Consider the following 22,835-nt stretch of genomic DNA (forward strand, 5'->3'; position numbering starts at 1 on the left):
AAAGAACCGCTCATTTTGAATCCTGCTGCTTTCCTGTGTCCTCCACCGCCAAAATGATGGGCCACCGAGAGAACGTCAAAATCTCCCCGAGAACGAAGGCTCACCTTGTAAACCCCTGGGGCTATTTCTTTGAAAAATATCGATACCTCGGCTTCAGGAATGTAAAGACCATAGTCCACTATGCCCTCCGCATCTTCCTCCCGAGCCCCACACTCCTCGAAATCCCTCTGAGTGAGATAGGTGGTTGCACATCCACAAGAAGAATCAAAGACGAGATGCTCCAGAGCCCGACTCAAAAGTTTCAGAGCCTCCACCCTGCGGTACCGAAACACGTAACGCATAATGGTACTCAGAGAAGCCCCCGAGGCCACAAGCTCACCCACAACCGTAAACATCCCCCGGTTGAGCTCTGCGAACTGGAAACCCCCAGTATCAGTGACAATACCGGTAAGGATATTGGTGGCTATGTCAGAGTCAAGGGGAACGCGCACCTTTTGGACGAGTTCGTACACAAGAAGCGCCGATGCCGGGGAGGAAGGAACGACGAAATTTGCGTGTCCGAACATAGCATTATCCGGATGGTGGTCCACATTCACCACAAAGGAGGCCTTTGGAAAGAGCTCCTCTACCCTCCCCAGCCGCCCTGGGTTAGAGCAGTCCACAACCACAAGGGCATCGAAGGGCTCCCCAAGAGAAACGAAAGCCTCAAAGGAGAGGATGCTTTCCGCCCCAGGGAGGAAAAGGTAAAAGTAGGGAACCCTGCCATCGTACACGACCTTTGCCTCTTTCCCCATTTTCTGGAGGAGAAAAAAGAGGGCCAGAGCTGACCCCAGGCCATCCCCGTCGATATTCTGGTGGGATGTTACCACAAAGCGTGAGGCTTCCTGGAAAATCTTGCAGACTTTGCTTTTGCCATCCTTCATCGGTTCTCTCGTTCCAGACGATTCAGGAGTTCCACAACGTTAAAGGCTTTTTCAAGAGTCGGATCCATGACAAAGACAATTTCGGGCATGAACTTGATACGAATGCGGGAGGCAAGGAGGCCCCGGATGAACTTGGTGGCCTTCTTCAGGGCTTCGTATTTTTCTTCCTCCCCTGTGTGTTCCAGAAATCCCACAAAGATTTTCGCCTGCTTGAGATCCGGAGACATCTCGACCTTCGTGATGGTGAAACCCCGTAGCCGGGGATCGGCCATCTCGGAGAGAAGAATTCGTGACACCTCTCTCCGTATGAGTTCTGCAACTCGAAGGGGTCTCTGTTCTTTCATCGTTTGGTAATCCTCAGTATATTTCGAAGAGCCAGTCGGTAACCTCCACCCGGTCGTCGTTCTCTATGAATTCGAGAACCTGGTGGAGGAGGGAAGTAAGGGACTTCTCGTCTCGGGCGACACAGGAAATCCCTAAACTCCCCCTCTGCCACTGGGAATCCTCAGAGAGCTCAACCACCGACACATTGAAACGGTTCCGGAGACGCTGCTTCACCGAATCAACAACCCGCCTCCGGTCTTTCAGAGAGAAACTCCCGTTAATGAAAAGCTCAACTCGGCACACACCGACCCTCATCGTTTCTCTTTCACGACGTAGGCCTCAAGAATATCGCCTTCGGCAAAACTCTCAAAACCCTCAAGGGCGATACCGCACTCATACCCCTGGGCTACCTCTTTTACGTCATCTTTGAAACGCTTGAGAGAGGCAATACGAACTGCATCGGCGAGCACTTCGTCTTTCCGGAGTACTCGAACAAAAGCGCTCCGGTCTATCTTTCCCTCGAGCACATAGCATCCGGCTACAATTCCAACCCGCGGAATCTTGAAGAGGGCTCGCACCTCGGCTCTCCCAATGACCTCCTCGACCTTTTTCGGCTCAAGAAGGCCCTGAATAGCCCGCTTCATGTCCTCAACCACATCGTAAATGATGCGGTAGAGACGAACCTCGACCCCTTCCTGCTTTGCTACCTTCGCCACATCATTTGGGAGTTTCACATTGAAACCAATGACCACACCTGAGGAGGCCGAAGCCAGCATGACATCGGCCTCGCTGATGTTGCCAACCCCCCGGAAGACAACGTTTATTCTCACATTTTCATTCCCGAGCTGCGATATTGCCCGCTCCAAAGCCTCAAGGGAACCCTGGTAGTCAGCTTTCAAAACGAGATGGAGTTCCTTAACTTTCCCCTCTTCTGGGGCAAGGAGCTCCTCGAGAGAAACCACGCGGTTCCCCGCTTCTCGCAGGGCCCGCTCTCGTTCCCTCTCTTTGCGACGCTCGGCAACAACGGTAGCAACTTTCTCCTCTTCAACCACCACGAGCTTCGTTCCCGCAGGAGGAAGCTCGGAAAAGCCGGCAACCTCAACGGGAGTTGCGGGAGTTGCCTCTTTGAGGGGTTTCCCAAGGTCATCAAAAAGCGATCGCACTCTCCCCCAGGTCGTACCCGCCACAAAGAAATCCCCAACCCGAAGCGTACCTTCCTGGACGATAACCGTTGCCACCGGTCCTTTGCCCCGGTCAAGACGGGACTCAATAATCACCCCGATGGCTGGACCACTGTACCGAGCCCGGAGCTCCAAGAGGTCTGCCTGGAGAAGGAGCATGTCGAGGAGGTCCTGGATGCCTTTCCGCTGCAAAGCGGAAATGGGCACACATATGGTATCCCCTCCCCACTCTTCCGGAATAAGACCGTGCTCAGAAAGCTGCTGCTTGACCCGATCGGGGTTCGCTCCCGGCTTGTCGATTTTGTTGATGGCCACCACAATAGGTACATCCGCCGCCTTAGCATGTTGAATGGCTTCAATCGTCTGGGGCATGACGCCATCATCAGCCGCCACAACGAGTACTGCAATATCCGTAACCTGAGCTCCCCGAGCCCGCATGGTGGTGAAAGCCTCATGCCCTGGGGTATCGATAAAGGTAATCTTTCGTCCCCCAACATCGACCTGGTATGCTCCGATTTTCTGGGTAATGCCACCGAACTCCGATTCCGCTACCCGGGAACGGCGGATGGCATCAAGAAGAGTCGTTTTCCCGTGGTCCACATGCCCAAGAATTGTCACCACCGGAGGACGAGGAAGCTTTTCGACCTCCAAAGCCTTGAGGATTTCCTCCCGGAGGTTTCCTTTCCACTCCACCTCAAAGCCTCTTTCCCGGAGCAGGCGCTCCACCACAAGAGGGGGAAGAGGTTTCTTGCTGTGGGGAATGACGTTGAGATCTGCAAGACGGAGCAGGACTTCAGTTTCCTCTTCACCGAGGAGTCGGGCAAGTTCCCGGAGAGTGGGAAGATTTTCAAGGACGATTGTTCGCTCTCGTTTCTTCCGTATCTCTTCTTCTCTCCTCTTGCGATACTCAAGCTCCTCTTCAAGGAGTTCAATCAAATCCTCATCGATACTGCTCATATGGTTCTTGACGTCTGCTCCGAGTTCTCGGAGCATGTCCATAACCTCGTGAGTCGGCATCCCCAACCGTTCGGCAACTTTATATACCCTGACCTTGGTCATCCTGAACCTCCTTTATCCTCCCCCAAAAGCACAAAAAGTGCCTCCTTAAGAAGTGATACGTCTTTCTCGTTCACCTCTATTCGAAAGGCAAAAGAGAGGCTCTTCCGGTCAAGACGTTCCACGCATTCCCGAGATGGACACACATACGCCCCTCTTCCTGCCTTCTTTCCCGTTGGGTCAACCTCGATAGTTCCCTGGGGAGTCCGAACAAGACGCACCAGGGCCTTTTTCTCTTTTCTCTCCCTGCAACTCAAGCACATGCGAATAGGGACTTTTTTCACGAGCTCTCCTCTTTCTTCCCGCTTCCTTTTATGTCAATCCTCCAGCCGCTGAGTCGGGCTGCCAGGCGCACATTCTGGCCATCCCTACCAATGGCTAGAGAAAGCTGGTCATCAGGAACAACAACCTGAGCCGTCTTTGTTTCCTCATCAAGTTTTACCTCAAGAACCTGAGCGGGACTCAGGGCCTCTTTAATGAGAACTTCCGGGTCATTACTCCAGCGGATGATATCTACTTTTTCGCCCCGGAGCTCATCGGTAATATTCTTCACCCGTGTCCCACGGTTTCCAATGCAGGCTCCCACAGGGTCGATTTTCTCATTCCGACTCTCCACTGCAACTTTTGTCCGCACCCCTGGTTCCCGCGTAATAGCCTTTATATCCACCCACCCCTCATGAACTTCCGGAACCTCAAGCTCAAGGAGCCGGCGCACAAGACCCGGATGGGTTCGGGAAAGGATAATCTTTGGACCCTTGGGGGTTTTCTTAACCTCGACGATGAAAAATTTCATCCGGCTTCCAGGACGGTACTCCTCAGTACTCACCTGCTCATCAGGAGGCAAAACACCTTCTGTCTTCCCGAGATCCACAATGACGTTACGGCCCTCCCGACGGACCACAATGCCGGTTATGACCTCTCCCTCTTTCTCGGAAAACTCCTCGTATATCCTGTTCCGCTCCGCCTCACGCAGCCTCTGAACTATAACCTGTTTTGCCGTTTGGGCTGCAATGCGTCCGAAATCCTTTGGCGTTACCTCAATTTCAATCCACTCTCCAACATTTGCCCGAAAACCCAGGCGCTCCGCATCCTCCTTGAGAATCTCGGTGGTGGAGTCCCGGAGCTTCTCCACCACCATCTTCCGTGCAAAGACCTTGATATCCCCAGACTGAGGGTCGAGAACAACCGACACTCCTTTGTGGGAGCTCTTGAAATTCTTTCGGAAAGCGGAAAGCAGAGCCGCCTCAATAGCCTCCTTCAAGGTATCCCTGGGGATACCCTTGGTCTTTTCGATTTGCTCTATAACCGCCAGGATGTCCCTGCCCATATGGTCCCCCTCAAAATGCCACCATAAATGACAAAGAGTGGGATTAACCCCACTCTTTGTCAGCGACACCATAATTTTACCGGAACTCTACGGGAATTGCAAACGCTAAATTTACTTACGAGTCCTGCGAATCCTGCCAGAGTTTTTCCGCTTCTTGCTCCAGCGCTTTCAGGCGGCGGTACACCTCACCCTTTGACAAGGGAGGAGAGCAGTACATACCAAGCTCCCGAAGAGATGCGTAAGGATAGCGAAGACGCACGATGGCAATCTCACGGAGCTTCGGAGGCAAAAGCTCAAGAGGGAGATTGCGAATTTTTTCTCGCTGGCGGAGGGAAGATTGCACCGTCCTCTCAAGATTCGATGTTGTGTAGTTCACCCAGCGCGTCAGGTGGTCCACCGCTTCCCTTTCGGTCCGTATACGCTCAAGTTCGAGAAAACTCCGGTGTGCCCCAAGATATCCCAGAAAGGAGCCCAGGGTAACCACGCTCTTCGTGTACAGATGCCATTCGTTCTTTACCCGGCGACGGCGAAAGAGGATTCCGTTCCTGCGGAGGGTTTCCTGAACAAGAAGAGCCAGGCTCTCCGAAGGGAAATGGATTTCAAGCTGGTAACTCCGCAAAGGGTCAGCAACGTACCCCCGAAGCCCAAAGAAACCCCGGATGAAATCTGGAGCAACCTCTCCCTCGAGGTACCCTGAAAGGGAGGACGCCTCGTAGAATCCCAAAGCCACAAGGAGGTCTTCCGACACATCAATCCCAAGATGGTAGAAGAGACCTGACCGAATTCCCCGCTCTTCTGAGAGAAAGAGTTCGTAACTCGCGGAGGGCAGGAATTCCTTTTTGAGGACCAGGCATTTCTTGAGAAATGCAGGAGAGGAATGGGAGAGGCAGAGAAAGAGGTTCTTTTCTCGCTTTCGGATAACACCACTCCGCAAGAGGCCAAAAAACTCGGCCTCGCGCTTTTCCCGCTCAGGAGGAAAGACCCCAGAAAGCTCATTCCAGAGGAGTGCCCTAAAGTCCACGCTGGTAAACCTCTCGGAGTTTCTTCTGAAGCTCAGAAATGACCTCTTTCGGTATCCTCAAACGTTTCCCCACCTCTTCGGGGTCCGCCGCACACAAACTTGCGAGATCCTCGAAAGCTGCAAGAATCTGTTCTTTGCGCTTTGGCCCAATCCCCTTCACCTCCTCAAGAAGGGAACCAAAGGATTTCTTGTTCCGCCGCACACGGTGAAAGGTCACTGCAAAGCGGTGTGCTTCGTTGCGCACCCGCTGAAGGAACTGGAGAACCTCAGAGTGGGAAGGAAGAAGGACGGGAGCTTCTCTCTCGGGAAGGTATATCTCCTCAAGTTCTTTCGCCAGAGCAAGTACACCACAGGAGATGCCGAGTTCCTGAAAAACCCCAAGAGCCACGTTGAGCTGCCCTTTTCCCCCATCGAGAAGGAGAACGTCGGGAAGATCTGTTCCACGGGATTGCAAGCCCCTGAGGTACCGAAGGAGAACCTCTCGCATCATTCCATAGTCGTCAGGATGACCTTCGCTTCGAACAATGAACTTCCGGTACCTTTTAGGGTACGGGTTTCCGTCGAGAAAGGAAACCACTACTCCAACCGCCTCATCGCCCTGAAAGGTGGAAATATCAACACCTTCCACAAGGCGGGGGAAAGAAGAAAGTCCAAGGAATTCCTGAAGCCCTTTGAGTGTCTCAAAGAGAGCTCGTTCGCGCTTTTTTCTTTTGAGAATCTCCGCTTCGAGATTTCGCCTCGCGTTCTCCTCAGCAAGAAGGAGCATATCCTCCTCTTCCACAGTACGGGGAAAGGAGAGAAGGAAAGGAAAGAAGCGGTTGAGTTCCTCAAGAGGTACCTCATTTTCCAGGGAAATGCACACTCGGGGAGGAAAGTGGAAGGAACGGAGGTACACCTGCTCTAAGAACTCCATAAGGAGTGGTCCCCTGTCCTTCCATTCCCCAAGAGGAGCCACAAAACTCTCGCTTCCGATTAACCTCCCCTGGCGAACCCGAAGCACCACAAAAAGTGCGGTCTGCGCATCATGGGCCACACCTATGAAGTCAACGTCCTCAGGTTCTGACAGAACAAGACGGTACCGGGTGGCAATTTTCTGCACCGCCTCAAGCTTCTCCCGGTAGTAGATGGCCTTCTCAAAGTCGAGAGCTTCAGCTGCTTTCCACATCTCCTCCTCGATCCACTGAGCAACTTCTTCGTACCGGCCGTCCAGGAAGTCCATGGCTTTCTTGAGGTTCTCTTGATAAGCTTCCACCGATACTCGCCCAACACAGGGAGCACTGCAGAGCCCAAGCTCAAAATCAATGCATGGCCGCTTCAGGGGAAAGGAACTCTCTGGAAGTGTGCATCCCCGCAGAAGAAAAAGGGATCGAAGGAGTTTCAGACCTTCCCTCGTTTTCTTCGAATCGGTGAAGGGTCCAAAGTACACTCCCTCGCCCCCGGTTTTTCTCCGGGCCACTCGAACGAAGGGAAATCTCCCCTCTGTCCCGAAGAGAATGTAGGGGTAACTCTTGTCGTCCCGCAGGCGGAGGTTATATGGAGGGCGAAAACGCTTGATGAGGTCCTCTTCAAGAAGGAGTGCCTCGTGTTCGTTCCCCGTAACGAAGTACTGCACCGTCGCAATCGCCTCGAGCATGCCTCCCTTGAGAGGAGAGGACGTCCGCTGGAAATGGGACTTCACTCTTTTTAAGATGTTCACGGCTTTCCCAACGTAGAGGACACGTCCCTCTCCATCCCTGAAAACGTAAACCCCGCATTCCTGCGGCAGGCAGTCGATGTCTTTTGACCTCAAACGGGGCATAGCTCACCTTTTCGCTCAGCGGCAAGCACCTCCCTGAGGAACTGTCCCGTGTACGAGGACGGCACCTGAGCAACCTCTTCAGGAGTCCCCTGGGCCACAATGTAGCCGCCCTTGTCGCCCCCTTCTGGACCCAGGTCGATGAGGTAGTCGCAGGATTTGATGACATCAAGGTTGTGCTCGATAACGAGCACCGTATTGCCTCTATCCCGAAGCTCAAGGAGAACGGAAAGGAGCTTTTCCACATCGGCAAAGTGAAGTCCCGTGGTCGGCTCATCAAGGAGGTACAGGGTCCTCCCAGTAGCCACTTTTCCCAGTTCCCGTGCAAGTTTGATCCGCTGCGCCTCTCCTCCAGAAAGCGTCGTTGCCGGTTGTCCGAGCTTAATGTACCCAAGACCTACTCGCTGGAGCATCTCGAGCTTTCGCCGGATGGCGGGAATGTTTCCGAAAAACGCCGCAGCTTCATCAACACTCATATCCAGCACATCGGCAATGCTTTTCCCCTTGTACTTGATATCGAGTGTCTCCCGGCCGTACCGTTTCCCCTGGCACTGCTCGCAGGTCACGAAAACATCGGGAAGGAAGTGCATTTCAATTTTTATGACCCCGTTCCCCTGGCAAGCCTCGCACCGTCCACCCTTGAGGTTGAAACTGAATCTGCCGGGTTTGTACCCCCGTGCCTTCGACTCGGGAAGAGAGGCAAAAAGTGCCCGAATGTCGGTAAAAACCCCCGTGTAGGTTGCAGGATTCGAGCGAGGGGTCCTTCCGATGGAGGACTGATCGATGACGATAACCTTGTCGATGTGCTCTACCCCTTCTATGGCGTCGTGGTCTCCGACGCTCTCCCTTGAGCCATGGAGTATTCGGGAAAGTCCCCGGTAGAGGATATCGTAAAGGAGCGTGCTCTTTCCCGACCCCGAGACCCCAGTAATCCCCACAAGAAGCCCGAGAGGTATCCGAACGGTGATGTTCTTCAGGTTGTTCGCCCGCGCTCCTCGCACGATGAGCCAGGCATCCTGCGGGGGTTTTCGCTTTGCCGGGAGAGGGATGCGCTTTCTCCCACTCAGGTACATCCCGGTGAGGCTCTCGGGATGCTCCATAATTTCCTGGGGCGACCCCACCGCTACAACCCTTCCTCCCTGGTCTCCCGCCCCAGGACCAATGTCGACGATGAAATCGGCACTCCGAATCGTCTCCGCATCGTGCTCCACCACGATGACCGTATTCCCAAGATCCCGGAGCTTTTTCAAGATGGCGATGAGCTTCTGGTTGTCTCGAGGATGAAGACCGATTGTGGGCTCATCAAGGACGTAGAGAACCCCCACCAGACCGGAGCCAATCTGGGTCGCAAGGCGTATCCTCTGGGCCTCGCCTCCCGAGAGCGTTGCCGCAGACCGGGCAAGCGTCAGGTACTCAAGCCCAACCTCTTTGAGGAAGCCAAGACGCGACCGAATCTCCCGCAAGATCGGCTCGGCAATGACCGCCTCATTCCCGGAGAAGCGGAGGTTCTCAAAGAACTCAAGGAGTTCCCCAACCGTAAACCGGGAGAGGTCCCCAATGGAGAACCCCTGAATCTTCACCGAGAGACTCTCCTTGCGGAGACGGTCCCCTCCGCACTCCGGACAAACCCTCATCGAAAGGAACGGAGCAATCTCCTCCTGCTCCCACCAATCTTGGGCATTCTCGAGTTTCCGCTCAAGAATGGGAATGATGCCCTCAAAACCCTCGCCACCGTAGAGAACAAAGCGCCGCTCCTCTTCGGTGAGTTCTCGAAAGGGCCGATGCATAGGAATGCCTCTTGATGCAAGAATTCGGCGAATTCTTCCTCCCCAGTAGTTCTCGGGATCGAGGTTATCCCAGGGCACAATGGCCCCCTCATCTATGGACTTCGAATAGTCAGGAACGACAAGGTCTGGGTCAACAAAGGTGAGGAAACCAAGGCCACTGCAACGAGGACACGCTCCGTAGGGATTGTTGAAGGAAAACATCCGGGGAGTGATTTCGGGAAAATTCACCCCACAGTCCACACAGGCAAAACGCTCGCTGAAAAGACGCTCCTTGATTTCCCCGTCCTCCCATACTCCAACCTTGAGTACCCCTTTTCCGTAGCGAAGCGCAATCTCAACCGAGTCACTCACCCGACGGTCGATATCATCCTCGATGATGATCCGGTCAACGATAAGGTCGATATCATGTTTTTTATTTCGGTCGAGCTCAACGCTCTCCCAATCCTCAAGGTCCACAATCTCTCCGTTAATGCGTACCCGGGCAAAACCATTCTTGAAAAGATCGGCAAGGAGCTTCTTGTACTCCCCTTTCCGCCCTCGAACAAGAGGGGCCATAATGAAGACCCTGGAACCCTGGGGAAGGGCAAGGATTTCATCGGTGATCTGCTGCACGGTTTGCCGGGCGATGGGCTTCCCACACTGAGGGCAGAAAACCTTCCCACAGCGAGCAAAAAGGACCCGCATGTAATCGTAAATCTCGGTAACTGTTCCAACTGTTGAGCGGGGATTGTGGGAGGAAACCTTCTGGTTGATTGCAATGGCCGGAGAAAGCCCCTCAATAGAGTCCACATCGGGTTTTTCCATCCGCTCGAGGAACTGCCTGGCATAGGACGAGAGGGACTCAAGGTACCTTCTCTGTCCCTCCGCATAAATCGTGTCAAAGGCAAGAGAAGACTTCCCCGACCCGCTGAGACCGGTAATGACCACAAATCGGTTTCGGGGAATCTCAAGGTCGATGTTCTTCAGGTTATGCTCCCGCGCCCCCCGAATGACGATCACGCCGTCCTTCATCACTCATCCCTCTCTGGAACGCCTGCTTTTCCTGAAGAGCCCGCAGACGGAAAATTTCATCTCGGAGAAGGGCTGCCTTCTCGAATTCCAGACGTTTTGCTGCCTCCTTCATCTTCTGAGTCAAGACTTCAATGCGCCGCTCGAAATCTTCCTCCCTTTCGACTTCCTCTACAAGGAGGCTGGCCTCCTCAAGTTCCCGTGAGAAGCCCACCTCTTCAGGGATAAGCGCTCGAACCTCCTTGGTAATACTCTGTGGAACAATGCCATGTTCCCGGTTGTAGGCCTCCTGAATGGCCCGACGTCTCCTCGTTTCTGCCACCGCCCGCTCAAGAGAGCTCGTCATGACATCGGCGTAGAGAATGGCTCGCCCTTCCACATTCCGTGCAGCTCGTCCAATGGTCTGGATGAGGGCGACCTCAGATCGCAGGAAACCCTCCTTATCCGCATCAAGAATGGCAACCAGAGCCACCTCCGGAAGGTCAAGACCCTCTCGGAGGAGATTAACCCCCACGAGAACGTCAAACTCCCCTGCCCGGAGATCCCGAATGATTCGAGCCCGCTCAAGGGTATCGATTTCCGAGTGGAGGTAGCGTACCCGGATGCCGAGACCGTAGAGGAACTCACAGAGGTCTTCGGCACTCTTTTTGGTGAGCGTCGTCACAAGGACCCGCTGATTCTTCTGAATAACTTTCCGAATTTCCCCCACAAGGTCCTCGACCTGACCCTTTGCCGGACGCACCTCCACCTCCGGATCGAGAAGACCCGTAGGACGAATGAGCTGTTCCACAACCTGGGCACTCTGAGAAATTTCAAACTCTCCCGGGGTAGCGGAAACAAAAATGCATTTATTGATTTTCTTCTCGAATTCCTCAAAGGTGAGCGGCCGGTTATCGAAACAGGAAGGGAGACGGAAACCGAATTCCACGAGGCTCTCCTTCCGGGAACGATCCCCCTCGTGCATTCCTCGGAGTTGAGGAACCGTTACATGGGATTCGTCGATGAAGAGGAGAAAGTCTTCAGGAAAGTAGTCAAGGAGGGTATACGGAGGTTCCCCAGGATTGCGTCCGTCGAGGTAACGAGAGTAGTTCTCAATACCCGGGCAGTACCCGGTTGCGCGGAGGAGTTCAAGGTCGTAACGGGTCCGCCGTTCCAGGCGTTCCGCTTCAATAAGCCTTCCCTGGGAAAGAAAGTACGCGACACGCTCCTGCAGCTCTTCTTCTATCCCCTGGAGTGCTCGCTCAAAGATGTCCTGATCCGCAAGATAGTGACGTGCTGGATAAATGAAGACCTCATCGAGTTTTTTCAGGGTTTTTCCGCTCACGGGATGCAGAACTTTGATGCTCTCCACCACATCCCCGAAGAACTCGAATCGAAGGAATTCTTCGCTGTAGGCAGGATAGACCTCAATCGTATCCCCCTTCATGCGGAAAACACCGGGAACAAACTCTATTTCATTCCGCTCGTAGAGGAGGTCCACAAGCCGGTGGGCGAAATCCTTGCGTTTCCAGGCATCCCCCACCCGAACATGGAAAACCCGTCGAGCGTACTCTTTGGGTGAACCGATGCCGTAGATACAGGAAACTGAAGCAACGATGATGACGTCGTTTCGCTCCATAAGGGCGCTTGTGGCTCTAAGGCGCAGTCGATCGATGTACTCGTTGATGGAAGCGTCTTTTTCGATGTAGAGGTCGTATTCTGGAACGTAGGCCTCTGGCTGGTAGTAGTCGTAGTAGCTCACAAAGTACTCCACAGCGTTTTCCGGAAAGAAGGCTCGCATCTCGCTGTAGAGCTGCGCTGCCAGGGTCTTGTTATGGGAAATGATGAGCGTTGGCCGATTGTACCGGGCAATCACATTGGCCATGGTGAAGGTTTTTCCTGAACCGGTCACTCCAATGAGCGTCTGGTACCGGTAACCCCGGAAGAGCCCCTCAACCAGGCGTTCTATAGCCTGGGGCTGGTCGCCACAGGGTTCGTACGGCGCAACAAGGCGAAATGTTCCCCTCTTCATCTCCATCTCTATAGAAAACCCGAATTACTCCCTTCTATTTCCAAAAGGACAAATCCTCAAGGAGGGAAGAAACCTGCTGTTCCAAAAAATCCAGAGAGGACGTGTTCTCGATAACCCTTGAAGCCCGCCGGCGAAGACACGACACGAATCGCTGCGCCTTCAGGCGGTCTCTTGCGTCTTTCTCTCTGACACCCTTTGCCTGGAGCCTGCGTAAGCGAAGATCAAGCGGAGCATCAACAAAAAGGAGCTTCGAAAGGAGAGGACAAAAACCGGCTTCAAAGAGAACTGCTCCCTCCAGAGCCACCCACTCCTTCCTGAAACCCCTGAGTCGCCTCCAGGCCTCAAAAAAGAGCATGGGGTGAGCAAACTGATTGAGCATGAAAAGCATTCGCCATCTTCGGAACACAACCCGGGCAAGCTTCTCCCTCTGGAGCGCACCCCGAGCATCAAGGAAAGACCGGCCGAAAACACAAACGATAGCCCTCCAAAGGGGCTTCCCTTTTTCCGAAAGCTCCCGGGAAAGATCGTCAAGCACAAGAACGGGGATACCTCGTTTGGCAAAAAGGAGGGCAACCGTGCTCTTCCCCGAAGCTAAGCCTCCTCCGATACCTAAAACCCTGAGGCCCTCACTCTCTGTAGACTTCAGCGTACCTCTCGATGGCCTGCTTCCAGGAGAAATCACTCTGCATTGCGTTGGCCACCATGGCATGGAGGAGGTCCTTCTCCTCAAAGTACACATGAAGCGCCCTCTGCACTGCGTGGAGAAGCCCATGGGCAGAAAACTCCCCGAATTGGAATCCCGTGCTCAAGCGAGGGTTAAAGGGATAATCAACAACTGTGTCCCGTAACCCCCCAACTCCTCGGACAATAGGAAGAGTGCCATAGCACATGGCAATCATTTGACTGATACCACAGGGTTCAAAAAGTGACGGGAGGACGAGGAAATCCGAAGCCGCGTAAGCAAGATGGGCCAATCGTTCATCAAAGCGAACCACAACTCGTACATTCGGGTACTCCTCTCCAAGACCCTGCAGGGCTTTTTCGTAGAGCTCTTCCCCAGTCCCCAGGAAGAACCAGTGCGCAGGAAGAGCAAAGAGGGCGTCCCGAGCCTCAAGGAAGAGGCGGATGCCCTTCTGCTCCACAAACCGGGATATGAAAGCAATGAGTGGAAGCTCCGTATCCACACCCTCACCGAAAGTTTCCTTAAGGAAGAAGAGCTTGTTCTTTCTTTTTCCCTCAAGGTCCCCGGCTCCATACCGCTCCACTATGAAGGGGTCAACAGCAGGATGGAAAACTTCGGTATCGATTCCATTGACAATCCCTATGATTTTCTTACGATACGACAGCGCCCGCAAAAGACCATCAAGGCCTTCCCCAAACTCAGGGGAACAGATTTCTCGAGCATAGGTAGGACTCACGGTGGTGATGACCTGGGAGAAAAGGAGCCCTGCCTTCATGAGGTTCACGTTTCCATAGAACTCAAGGTACTCGTGGGTGAAAAAGGAGCTCGGGAGGTTCACCAGCCGGAAGAGATCTCCCCGACCTATACCCTGGTACGCAAGATTGTGAATGGTGAAAACCACCTTCGTTGCCTTCGGGCGGTAGGGAGGCCAGTAACGTTCAAGGTATGCGCACACGAGGGCACTCTGCCAATCATGGCAGTGGAGGACAAACGATTCCTCCTGCCAGCGAACCAGGTACTCGAACACCGCTCGGGAGAAAAAAATGAACCGCTCAAGGTCATCATGGTACCCATACATGCGCTCTCGCCCGAAAAACCCTTCGTGACCGACCGCAAGGACTCTCTGGTTCTCACCCTGACGGTGTTCAAAAAATTCTGCACGGACCATTGTGTCCCCAAAAGGGAACTCGAGGTCCCGCTGTTTCACAAAGGGAAAGTCCGAAAATATGCGAGAGTACATGGGGAGAAAGAGCTTAACTCGAAAACCATGGCGGGGAAGGTACTTGAAGAGTGCTCCCACCACATCTCCAAGGCCACCGCTTTTCGCAAACGGGTACGCTTCCGAGGCAACAAGAATAACCTCCAACCCCTTCATCCTCCTTCCCCCCTAACCGAGAGCTCGTACGCATTCGCGCTCTTCCTCTCAAGCTCTATCTGCCATCGACCCTGAGCAAATACCCTGAAGGAACCAAGGAGAAACTCCCTGAAATCCTCGGTGGTGCCGTACATTTCTGCCAAGAATCTCCCACCTTCCCTCTGGAATCGGCACACTCCTTTCCTCTGAAGAGAGCACACAAGAAGATGGAAAATCTCCTCTTCAAGAATGTGCTCGTGTTGCGCCCAGACCTTCTCCTCTTCATCCCCTTCTTTGCCCACAAACCTCCACCCGTAGAGAGTTGGAAGGGCAAGAAATCCGTTCCTGCGCCGTGCCTTCTGGAAATCCAGGCAAAGATGCACTTCCTTTACCGAGAAGGACAAGGGGGGCCAAAGAGGGGAAGCTCAGGAAAAGGCGTATCGCACAGCGCAACCTTTCCAAGGAGCACGTTCTGCAAAAGGGGTACTTCCACCTCCTGGTACGCCAGGGAGAGGAGAGGTTCTTCTTCAACCCAGGTCCGCGCTTCCCCAAGGAACGCAAGTGCTTCCCGGGGTACCTGTGCCCCTCGAGCATACTCGAGAGTCTTCGAGAAAGGAAAAAGAACGGGATAGCTCAGGTAAAGGAGAACGGGAGCCCAGAAGAGGCCCTTTTCCCTGAGAATCCCCTCAAGGCGCTCTGGACTCGGAGTAATAACGGAAAAAAGGTACCTTTCGCCTCTTTCTGGCGGTTCCTCTCCGTCGACTGTGGAGAGGTCTTGACCCTGGAGCATGAGCGCCAGAGAACTGCGCTTTCTTTCCATCCGTTCCCGGAGCTTACGAAGCTCCAGCTCGTCGAGCTTTCGAAGAAGGGCAGACCAGTCAACCTTCGCAAAGCTCCAGGGCTCTATTGAACACTCGAGGGGAACGTCTCTGCGAATAGTCACAAGAGTCCGATTCATTTCTACCTGCTCACGAGACGCACGGAGATTCTCCCGAAGGGTTGGAGGGAGTTCATCGAGATGGGCAAAAATACCATCGAGATTCCCGAAGTCCCTAAGGAGTTGTGCGGCCCTCTTTTCTCCGATGCCCTGAACCCCCTGGATATCGTCAGAAGCATCGCCGCTCAGCGCAAGGAGGTCAACAACCTGAGAGGGGGTAATGCCGAATTCCCTCTCCAGGTCTTCACTTCGGAGGAGTCGCAAACGAGTCACGCCCTGGACTGGCTGCAAAAGAACCGTGTTCTCATCGAGAAGCTGCAGAAGGTCAAGGTCTGAGGTGACGATGAAGAAGAGGTATTCCTTTCCAAAACGCTCCTTGAGGCTTCCAATGAGGTCATCCCCTTCAAAGCCAGGTACCTCAAGGACAGGAAAGCGAAGGTAAGAAAGGATTTCCTTGATATCCCCAATTTGCGGTCGAAGCGTATCAGGCATGGGTTTTCGCGAAATCTTGTACCGTTCCTCCAAGGCATGGCGAAAGGTCTTTTTCGGATGGTCAAAAGCAACGACAACGGTGAACGGCCTGTAATCCTCAAGAAGCCTCAAAATCATGTTGAGGAATCCGAGTGTTGCCCCTGTCGGTCGACCGGATGAAGTGGAAAGCTTTGGCAACGCATAGAACGCCCGATAGGCAAGCGAAGTCCCGTCAACGGCGATAATCCGTTCCTTCTCCCCCATACCTTCCTTGACAAAGACCATAACTCTACTATAATCTACCCCAGAGTGCCGAAGTGGCGGAACTGGCAGACGCACTAGACTCAAAATCTAGCGGGGTTCACGCCCCGTGCGGGTTCGACTCCCGCCTTCGGCACCATTACTCCTTCAGGAAGAAAGATACCTCCTCTTCCACCGCACCTTCGTGGAGAATCTTCTTCTCCACTTCTCCGCCAACAAGGGTGAACTCTACCCCTTGTCCACCCTCTCCTCCAACGGTGTACGAAAATATGCGCTCAAAGGCCTTCTGGAGGGACTCCTGCCAGGCAGGATCCTCTCCAAAGCGCGAAGTCACCTCTTGAAGGAAACGGTACACAAGACGCAGGTCCTCTCCGGTGACGTTCTCCAGAGCTCTTCGCAGGGCCTCCTCTTCATAGGGTGCAAAGAGAGGACTCAACTCCTCCCGTGCCCACCTGAAAATACGCGACGCAAGGTACAGCGACGAGAAGTCGTTCTGCCCGAGGAGCACAAACCCAAGAGGGGCCAGAGAAGTCCAACCCTCTTCCCGAGAAAAAGCAGGGCTTCCTCCTCCAAGGAAGATTTCCCTGTACCGCTCTACTGTTTCTCCGTCCCGAACAAAAGAGGGAGCGTACGCCCGCCATTTCTGGAAAGCTTCCCGATAGCGGGGAGCCAGAGAGAGGACAGTCCGCCACTCCCGCAGGGCTTCCTGAATCCTTCCCATTTGCTCAAGAGTCTTCCCCAACCAGTACCGGGCTTCGAGGTACTGGGGGTCGAGCTCCAGCGCTTTCTGGTACGCCTCCAAAGCTTTCTCGTAATTCCCCTGGGAGAAGTACACGTAACCAGCACGGTAGTACTCCTCTTTGGTCTGAGCAAAGACCAAGGCACTCCCCAGGACGAAGAAAATTACCCAGAAGACAACTACCCCTCGCATACCCCTCCTCCTATAGCGTTCGCACACTTCCAACTCCTTCTCCCACAATACTCTGGACTGCCTCCTTTACCTCGTCATTCCAGGAAATTCGAAAAGAGCTATCGAGCTCAATCCACCATTCACCTTCCTCGTTCCGGAAGCAGAGCACCACCGGACAACTCCCGGGGAATCTCCGAAGGCAGTCCCGAAGGGCGTACACTGTCCGCAGAATATCCCTTTCGTCCTCAAGGCCTATGACGACTACTCGCGAGAACTCTTCGTTCCACTCAAAAGGATCAAAGAGGGCATCGACCACGATTTTGTTCTCCCCGTTGTCGAGAATATCGAGCTTCCCCACAACTCCAAGGAGCTTACCTTCGCCGAGGTATTTCCTGAGCTCTTCAGCGAGGTTCGGGAAAAAGATGGCCTCAACACTTCCAGACTCATCTTCAAGTGTGACGAAGTACATATCCCCTCCGGTCTTCGTCACGATTTTCCGAACGTTGCCAACCATCCCCACGACCTTTACCCGCACTTCCCGCTTCAAAGCCTTTAAATGGCCCAGGGGGAAAAGAGGAATATGGGGCAAGGCACTCATCGCCTCCCTAAAGGGGTGATCGCTCACGTAGAACCCAAGCATTTCCTTTTCCATCTGGAGGAGTTCCTGCCGGGAGAACTCTGCAACTTCCCGAAGAGGAGGTGTTTCCTTGGAGAGCACTTCTTCCCCAAAAAGGGAGTGCTGCTTTACACCTTTTCTCCGACGCTTTGCACCGTAGGCGAGTATATCCTCAAGAGAGGCAAGGAGTTGAGCCCTGTTGGGATGGAGACCCCCAAAAGCTCCCGCCTTGATGAGGCTTTCAAGAACCCGACGGTTGATGACACGGCTATCCACTCGCTCTACGAAGTCAAAGATGTTCCGGTACCGTCCCTCTCTTCGGCGAAGCAAAATCTCCTCTACCGCGCTCTCGCCCACATTCTTAATCGCTGCAAGACCAAAGCGAATACGCCGGTTCCCTACCACCGTGAAGTTCGCAAGACTTTCATTGACATCCGGTGGAAGGACCTCGATTCCCAAGCGCCGGCACTCAGCAATGAACTTAGCCACCTTGTCGCTATCGTTGGCCACACTCGTGAGACATGCCGCCAGGTACTCCGTAGGGTAATGAGCCTTAAGGTACGCCGTCTGGTAGGACACAATAGCGTAGGCAGCACTATGGGATTTGTTGAAGCCGTATCCTGCAAAGTACTCGATGAGCTCAAAGAGCTCTTCAGCTTTCTCACGACTGTGTCCCTTTCGGACTGCTCCCTCGATGAATTTCTCCCGCTGTTCTCGCATGACCTCCGGCTTCTTTTTCCCCATGGCCCGCCGCAGGATATCCGCTTCCCCAAGGGTGAAACCGGCAAACTCACTGGCAATCCTCATAACCTGCTCCTGGTACACGATGACTCCATAGGTTTCTCGAAGGATCGGTTCAAGAGAAGGATGGAAATACGTTACCGGAACTCTTCCCTGTTTGCGGTCGATGAAATCGTCAATCATTCCACTTCCTAAGGGACCAGGACGGTACAGGGCAAGAATGGCGATGAGGTCCTCGATGTGCTCCGGTCGAAGACGCTTCAGGAGTTCCCTCATCCCACTGCTTTCAAGCTGGAACACTCCAACGGTTTCTCCCCGCCCAAGGAGCTCATAGGTTGCCCGATCATCAAGAGGGATGCGTTCAAGGTCAATCTCCTCACCTCGGGTGTTCTTGATAATACGGAGCGCTCGCTCAATAACGGTGAGCGTTCGCAGACCCAGAAAGTCCATCTTGAGGAGACCGAGTTCCTGCAGAGCGTCCATATCGAATTGGGTTACGATTTCCCCCTCGTTCATCTTCTGGAGGGGAACGTAGTGCGTCAAAGGACGGTCGGCAATAACCACACCGGCGGCATGCACCGAGGCATGGCGGCACATACCCTCAATGCGCCGGGCAAGGTCAAGGAGCATTCGGACATTCTTGTTGTCCTCGGCGAGCTTTTTGAGTTGCGGATTGGCCTCCATTGCCCGCTCGAGGGTAACTCCAGGACCACCAGGAATGAGCTTGGCAATCTTGTCCACATCGCCGTAACTCCACCCCAGTGCTCTCCCCACATCGCGGACAGCCTGACGAGCCATCATCCTTCCAAAGGTGATGATTTGAGCTACATTCGTTGCGCCGTACTTTTCGGTTACGTACTTAATCACCTCATCTCTTCGCTCGAAGCAGAAGTCAATGTCGATATCGGGCATGCTCACCCGCTCAGGATTGAGGAAGCGCTCAAAGAGAAGACCGTACTGGAGCGGATCAATGTTTGTAATACCCAGGACATAGGAAACAAGGCTTCCTGCAGCAGAACCTCTTCCAGGACCAACCATAATACCCCGTTCCCGAGCAAAGTGGACGAAGTCCCAAACAATGAGAAAGTACGTCGCATACCCCATGTTCTTGATGACTTCAAGCTCGTACGAGAGCTGCTTTCGAACGTGCTCTGGGGGAGGGTCTCCGTAACGCTTGCGCAACCCCTCTTCGCAGAGATGCACAAGGTATCCAAAGGTATCAAAACCTTCCGGCACGTCAAAACGGGGGAGAATGACTTTCCCAAGCTCAATCGTCACATTGCAGCGTTCCGCAATCTCCCCCGCATTTGCGATGGCCTCAGGTAGAGCAGAGAAACTCGCTACCATTTCCTCCGGAGACTTCAGGTAAAAGTCCTGAGTCGGGAAGCGGAGCCTCTTAGGATCGTCAAGAGAGGTTGCCGTTTGGATGGCAAGAACAACATCGTGCATGTAGGCATCCGCTTGATCGAGATAGTGGCAGTCATTCGTGGCCACAAGGGGAATCCTGAGTTTTCGGGAAAGTTCCACAAGGGCCTCGTTTACCACCTTCTGCTCGGGAATCTTGTTCTCCTGGAGCTCGAGGAAAAAGTTCTCCGGACCAAAGATATCCCGGTACTCTGAAGCAACACGTTCAGCCTCTTTCAGGCTCCCTGAAAGAATGAGGCGGGGAATCTCCCCCGCAAGACAAGCCGAGAGGGCGATGAGACCACGAGAGTACTCTCGGAGAAGCTCCTTATCGACCCGGGGTTTGTAGTAGAAACCTTCAAGGAATGCTCGGGTAACAAGCTCCATGAGGTTCCGATACCCCTCTTCATTTTCTGCAAGGAGCACAAGATGGTACGCAGGCTCGCTCCCCTTAACCACAACCTTCTCAAAACGACTTCCCGGAGCCACGTACACCTCGCAACCGATAATGGGCTTTATTCCTTTCTCCTGGGCCTTTTTGTAGAAGTCTATTACCCCGTACATAACCCCGTGATCGGTGATGGCCACGGCCTCCATACCGTATGAGGCAACTCGCTCAAGGAGCTCATCAATACGGATAACTCCGTCAAGGAGACTGTACTCGGTGTGCACGTGGAGATGGGCAAATTTCATGCTACTCACCACTGAGTTCTCGAAGGAGCAGGTTCCTTGCCACTTCAGGATTCGCCTGGCCCTTTGTTACCTTCATAACCTGCCCGATGAGAAAGTGCAGAGCTTTCTCCTTCCCTCGGAGGTAATCCGCAACACTCTGCGGATTCTCCTCTATAACCTGGCGGACAATCTTCTCGAGGTCCCGCTCGCTTGTCAGGAAGGAAATACCCTTCCTCGACATGACCTCCTTAGCACTCATCCCGGTCTTAAACATTTCCTCAAAAATCCCTTTGGCAAGGGAGATGCCGATTTCCTTTCGTTCCACCATCTTAAGGAGCTCAGCAAGCATTCCGGGGGTCACCTTGCTCTCCCGAATGGTAATATTGAGCGCGTTCAGGTTTTTCAACACCTCGGTGAGAACGAAGTTACAAACCGTCCGAGGTGCAGGAAACTCCCGGACACAGGCCTCGAAAAACTCTGCCAGATCCTTATCCTGAACAAGGACATGGGCTTCAGGTTCAGTGAGTTCGTACTCCCGCATGAAACGTTCCTTCTTTTGTAAAGGTAACTCCGGAATGGCAGCCCGTATTTCCTCAAGCATTTCCGAAGAAATCTGGAAGGGTAAAAGGTCCGGATCGGGGAAGTAACGGTAATCCTCGGCTTCTTCCTTACCCCGGGAGGGAACGGTTACCTGGCGAACCTCATCCCAGTGACGGGTTTCCTGGACCGGGGTCTTTCCCTCTTTCAAGAGGGCAGCTTGCCGTTCAACCTCGTAGCTCAGTGCCCGGAAAACAGAGCGAAAAGAATTCATGTTCTTTATCTCCACCTTTGCCCCTGGGACCTCGGGGGACAGAGAAACAGAAACATTGGCGTCGCAGCGGAGCGACCCCTCCTCCATGTTCCCATCGCTCACCCCAAGGTACCGTACAATGTTTCGAAGCATCATAAGGCATTCTTTTGCCTCTTCCGGAGAGTGGAGATCCGGCTCAGTCACGATCTCCACAAGGGGGATGCCTGCTCTGTTGAAGTCCACTCCCGAAACATTCCCGGAGATTTTAAGACCCTCATGGACAAGTTTTCCAGCATCTTCCTCCACATGAACCCTTCGAATGCGGACTCTCTTTTTGACCCCTTCAAGGGTGAACTCAAGTACCCCCCGAACACCTATGGGGAAATCGTACTGAGAAATCTGGTACCCCTTGGGGAGATCGGGGTAAAAGTAGTTCTTCCGATGGAACACGACCTCAGGGAGAATCTCACACTGGAGGGCAAGAGCGGTTTTAATGGCCAACTCAAGAGCTTTTCTGTTGAGCACCGGGAGTGCTCCGGGAAGACCCATGCAGACCGGGCACACAAGGGTATTCGGTGTCTTTCCGATGTAATCAGTACTGCAACGACAGAACATCTTTGCCTGAGTCAAGAGCTGGCAGTGCACCTCAAGCCCTATGGTGACGTAGACACCCTCCATCTTTGGACCTCCTTTACTGCCCGATCTCGGGAAGAGGAAGCGGCAAGGCGAGCATCCGCTCAAGGAAAAGGGCTAAGCCAAAAAGCGCTCCCTCCTGGAATGGACCGGCGATAATCTGCAGCCCCACCGGAAGGCCATCGACGTACCCACAGTTCATGGAGAGCGCGGGAACACCGGCCATCGCCGAAGGAATGGTGAACACATCGGCGAGGTACATCTCGTAAGGGTTCTTCGTTCGTTCACCGAGGAAAAAGGGAAAGACCGGAGAAACAGGGGTAACGAGGAGATGGCATTTCGTGAAGGCTTGTTCAAAGTCCTGTCGAACCAGGGTGCGGACTTTCATACCCTTCAGGTAGTACGCATCGTAGTACCCAGAACTCAGAGAGTACGTTCCAAGGAGAATCCGTCTTTTCACCTCGGCTCCAAAACCAGAAGTCCTCGTTTTGAAGTACATATCCTGGAGGCTTTCCTCCCCACCCCACCTTTTGCCGTAGAGTACACCGTCGTACCGGGCGAGATTCGAGCTGGCCTCCGAAGGTGCCACGATGTAGTATGCTTCGAGGGCATAAGTTGTATGAGGAAGGGAAACCTCGCAAACCTTGAGTCCCTCCTTTTCAAGACCCCTGAGAACCTCCTCAATGGTACGAACGATGCGAGGGTCAACTCCTTCCGAAAAGTACTCCTTGGGAAGACCAACGGTCATTCCTCTCGTTTCTCCCTCCTCGGGTATCTCGGCACGGGAAAAAGGTGGATATGGAGCGCAGGTGGAATCCCTCTCATCCTTCCCACTGATAATCTCAAAAAGGGTAATGGCATCTGCAACAGTTCGAGTCATGGGGCCAATCTGGTCAAGGGAAGAGGCAAAGCTCACCAGTCCATAACGAGA

General features: G+C 53.6%; 16 protein-coding genes, 1 tRNA gene and 1 pseudogene. 1 reads left to right on the forward strand and 17 read right to left on the reverse strand.

The window, feature by feature from the left end:
- The 13 genes and pseudogenes from H5U36_02050 to H5U36_02110 form a co-directional block, all read right to left on the reverse strand.
- Positions 1-923: bifunctional oligoribonuclease/PAP phosphatase NrnA (locus H5U36_02050; GenBank protein ID MBC7216960.1), on the reverse strand; the 923-nt coding region annotated here is incomplete at its 3' end.
- Complete coding sequence (rbfA, locus tag H5U36_02055) at positions 920-1,267, reverse strand: 30S ribosome-binding factor RbfA (protein ID MBC7216961.1); 348 nt, start codon at positions 1,265-1,267, stop codon at positions 920-922. The genes rbfA and H5U36_02050, both read right to left, overlap by 4 nt.
- Positions 1,268-1,280: 13 nt before the next feature.
- Positions 1,281-1,562 carry a DUF503 domain-containing protein gene (locus tag H5U36_02060; protein ID MBC7216962.1) on the reverse strand — a complete coding sequence of 94 codons (282 nt, stop codon included), beginning with the start codon at positions 1,560-1,562 and terminating at the stop codon, positions 1,281-1,283.
- Entirely contained in the window at positions 1,559-3,487 is a 1,929-nt protein-coding gene (gene infB / locus H5U36_02065; protein MBC7216963.1) for a translation initiation factor IF-2, read from the reverse strand. The genes H5U36_02060 and infB overlap by 4 nt, the downstream gene beginning before the upstream one ends.
- Positions 3,484-3,747, reverse strand: coding sequence for a YlxR family protein (locus H5U36_02070; protein MBC7216964.1), 264 nt, complete (start codon positions 3,745-3,747; stop codon positions 3,484-3,486). Before H5U36_02070 ends, infB begins: the two co-directional genes overlap by 4 nt.
- Before the next feature lie 17 nt (positions 3,748-3,764).
- Complete coding sequence (nusA, locus tag H5U36_02075; protein ID MBC7216965.1) at positions 3,765-4,811, reverse strand: transcription termination/antitermination protein NusA; 1,047 nt, start codon at positions 4,809-4,811, stop codon at positions 3,765-3,767.
- A 115-nt stretch (positions 4,812-4,926) separates the two neighbouring features.
- Complete coding sequence (gene whiA / locus H5U36_02080) at positions 4,927-5,832, reverse strand: DNA-binding protein WhiA (protein MBC7216966.1); 906 nt, start codon at positions 5,830-5,832, stop codon at positions 4,927-4,929.
- Positions 5,822-7,621: an excinuclease ABC subunit UvrC gene (uvrC, locus tag H5U36_02085; protein MBC7216967.1), complete on the reverse strand. Its 1,800-nt coding sequence runs from the start codon at positions 7,619-7,621 to the stop codon at positions 5,822-5,824. The genes whiA and uvrC overlap by 11 nt, the downstream gene beginning before the upstream one ends.
- Positions 7,618-10,425, reverse strand: coding sequence for an excinuclease ABC subunit UvrA (gene uvrA / locus H5U36_02090; GenBank protein ID MBC7216968.1), 2,808 nt, complete (start codon positions 10,423-10,425; stop codon positions 7,618-7,620). The genes uvrC and uvrA overlap by 4 nt, the downstream gene beginning before the upstream one ends.
- On the reverse strand, positions 10,382-12,433 hold the full coding sequence (gene uvrB / locus H5U36_02095) for an excinuclease ABC subunit UvrB (GenBank protein ID MBC7216969.1): 2,052 nt from the start codon (positions 12,431-12,433) through the stop codon (positions 10,382-10,384). The genes uvrA and uvrB overlap by 44 nt, the downstream gene beginning before the upstream one ends.
- 34 nt (positions 12,434-12,467) lie before the next feature.
- A complete protein-coding gene (gene coaE, locus H5U36_02100) occupies positions 12,468-13,142 on the reverse strand; it encodes a dephospho-CoA kinase (GenBank protein MBC7216970.1) in 675 nt (224 codons plus the stop codon).
- Entirely contained in the window at positions 13,060-14,490 is a 1,431-nt protein-coding gene (locus tag H5U36_02105) for a glycogen synthase (protein ID MBC7216971.1), read from the reverse strand. The genes coaE and H5U36_02105 overlap by 83 nt, the downstream gene beginning before the upstream one ends.
- Positions 14,487-16,141: pseudogene (locus tag H5U36_02110) on the reverse strand (flap endonuclease). Before H5U36_02110 ends, H5U36_02105 begins: the two are co-directional and overlap by 4 nt.
- A gap of 47 nt (positions 16,142-16,188) precedes the next feature.
- On the opposite strand from H5U36_02110, the gene H5U36_02115 reads away from it, so the two are divergent.
- A tRNA-Leu gene (locus tag H5U36_02115) sits at positions 16,189-16,277 on the forward strand.
- Here the strand turns inward: H5U36_02115 and H5U36_02120 are convergent.
- The 4 genes from H5U36_02120 to gatA all read right to left on the reverse strand — a co-directional run.
- Positions 16,278-17,069 carry a tetratricopeptide repeat protein gene (locus H5U36_02120; protein ID MBC7216972.1) on the reverse strand — a complete coding sequence of 264 codons (792 nt, stop codon included), beginning with the start codon at positions 17,067-17,069 and terminating at the stop codon, positions 16,278-16,280.
- Positions 17,070-17,079: 10 nt separating this feature from the next.
- A complete protein-coding gene (locus H5U36_02125; protein MBC7216973.1) occupies positions 17,080-20,502 on the reverse strand; it encodes a DNA polymerase III subunit alpha in 3,423 nt (1,140 codons plus the stop codon).
- A gap of 1 nt (position 20,503) precedes the next feature.
- Positions 20,504-21,949, reverse strand: coding sequence for an Asp-tRNA(Asn)/Glu-tRNA(Gln) amidotransferase subunit GatB (gene gatB / locus H5U36_02130; GenBank protein MBC7216974.1), 1,446 nt, complete (start codon positions 21,947-21,949; stop codon positions 20,504-20,506).
- Positions 21,950-21,962: 13 nt separating this feature from the next.
- On the reverse strand, positions 21,963-22,835 hold an 873-nt coding region (gene gatA, locus H5U36_02135), incomplete at its 5' end, for an Asp-tRNA(Asn)/Glu-tRNA(Gln) amidotransferase subunit GatA (GenBank protein MBC7216975.1).

It is taken from the genome of Candidatus Caldatribacterium sp. (assembly GCA_014359405.1).
In the GTDB taxonomy this organism is placed as follows: Bacteria; Atribacterota; Atribacteria; order Atribacterales; family Caldatribacteriaceae; genus Caldatribacterium; species Caldatribacterium oleiphilum.